This window comes from Porphyromonas sp. HMSC065F10, from assembly GCF_001808555.1.
In the GTDB taxonomy this organism is placed as follows: Bacteria; Bacteroidota; Bacteroidia; order Bacteroidales; family Porphyromonadaceae; genus Porphyromonas_A.
Window position 1 is genome coordinate 1 of record NZ_KV793731.1, and the last position, 2,212, is coordinate 2,212.

Here is a 2,212-nt window from a genome sequence, read left to right on the forward strand (position 1 = left end):
TTTTGCTCCTAACTCAGCTTGCGGAATCTAGGTATATCCCAACTGTATTGCCTTATAGAAATTTCCTGACCGCTCCATTATTTTGATGACATTGATTTTTGGAACATGAATAAAAGTTTATCTTTTTCGTTCATGCGGATATTATCAGAATAATCGCCTTTTGTTATTTGATACCCGCATGGCTTGACCATAAAAACGCCTAAGCCCTTAGTGTATGAACTTACTTCTGAGGCGTAGTCTTTACTTGTATTTAATGGAACTTTCCCTTTAATATGACACCACTCATTATTGCAACTGATGTCTTCAATCTCAGACATCATTTTTTGCAAATCTGTAATAGCTTTGGAACTTGCCGCTTGGGGTATCTGCAACTCAAAATAGAGCATCGGTTCGAGAATGTCCACACCTGACTGTTGCAAGGCCAGCCTGAAGACATAAGGGGTCAGCTGTCTGAAATCAGCAGGTGTACTTACCGGGCTATAATACTCGGCTTGAGTAAAAGTTACTTTCAGATCAGTCACTTCCCATCCATGTAAACCAGATTGGCAAGACATACGAATCCCTTCAAAAACGGCATTTTGAAAAGAATGGTTCAGATAACCATAGGAGATGTCACTTTCGATTTGCAACCCTGTCCCTAACGGCAAGGGTTCAAGCGTCAGCCCTATTGTGGCCCAGTAAGGGTTGGGTGGCACTTCGATCTGAATAATCTTATTGACCTTTTTTACAGGTCGTTCTTTGTAGATAGTCTTGATCTCATCAAAATGGACCTTTACGGAAAATCGTTCTTCCAGCAATGTCTGTATGATTTCCTTTTGTGTCAAACCATATAACGAGATTTCCAATTCATCACTATATGAGTTTATGGAAAAGGACAAAGACGGGTCTTCAATCCACAATGTATTCAGAGCGGATATCACCTTGCTTCTCTCTTCGGACCTGTCTGGCCGGACGGAGGATTTGAGAGCGGGATGCTGATGAGATAACCCTTGAATCAAACAAGGTTTAGTACCTAAATAATCTCCGATTCGAAAATCTTCCATATCTTCTACAATCGCGATATCATTGGCCCCCACTTCATCAACATTTATCTCTCTGCCCTGATAAATAGTCTTTAGATTTTTAATCTTGATGAATTTTTCCGAATCGTTGATTCTTACAATGTCTCGAAGTCTCAGACTTCCGTCAATTATTTTTAGAAAACTTCTTTTATGTCCTTTGGGGTCATGCTCTATCTTATAGAGATAAGCTGAAAGTCTGTTTGAGACTGATTCTGGAGGAAGTATAAAAGAAGAGATGGCGTCCAACAACTCATTGATACCGATATTGAACATTGCTGATCCATGTAGTACCGGATAGACTTTGGCTTTTGCCACAAGATCGATTATCGTATTCCAATAATCAGCCGGTGAAATTTCGCTATCCGCCAAATATCGTTCTAATATATTGTCGTCATGGTTGCATACAAATTCTTTGTATTCTTCCTTTATATATGTTTGGGAGCAAATCGGATAAACCAATCCATCGACAACAGTTTGCATAAACAGGACATCTTGAGACAGATTTGTTTTTATATCCAGATACAAACGCTCTAAATTCACACCGTCACGGTCAATTTTATTGATAAATATAATTGTCGGGATTTGCAGTTTTTGTAAAGTATTGAACAGCAACTTTGTTTGCGCTTGTATGCCTTCCTTTGCGGATAAGATGAGGACTGCTCCATCAAGCATTTTGAATGTCCGCTCCACTTCCGCAATAAAATCCATGTGTCCCGGAGTGTCAATGATATTGCATTTCACTCCATTCCAGATAATAGATGTCGTAGAAGCCCGAACAGTAATTCCTCTACGTTTCTCTATATCCATAGAGTCTGTTATGGTGTCACCATTATCCACACGGCCGCACTTTTCCGTTGCTCCACTGGCAAACAGCAGATTCTCGGTTACGGAAGTTTTTCCTGCATCAATGTGAGCAAGAATTCCTAAATTTATAATATTCATTTGGATTAAGCAATAATATACTACAATAGATGCATTGTCGAAACGCACCTTTTAATACCTCCTCGTAGCATGTGAGAACTACAGGATTACTAACTCGTATTAATATGTATATTATTACTGCCGCATAACGATTACAAAATTACACAAAAAAATATATCTAACAAAAGTGGGAGGATTTCCTCGATTCCGCAGGCTGGAGATTTGTTGCG

General features: G+C 39.2%; 1 protein-coding gene. It reads right to left on the reverse strand.

Annotated features, from left to right (window positions below; all coding sequences use genetic code 11):
- Positions 1-77: 77 nt before the first annotated feature.
- A complete protein-coding gene (gene tet(Q), locus HMPREF2890_RS00630) occupies positions 78-2,003 on the reverse strand; it encodes a tetracycline resistance ribosomal protection protein Tet(Q) (RefSeq protein WP_002560998.1) in 1,926 nt (641 codons plus the stop codon).
- Positions 2,004-2,212 lie beyond the last annotated feature (209 nt).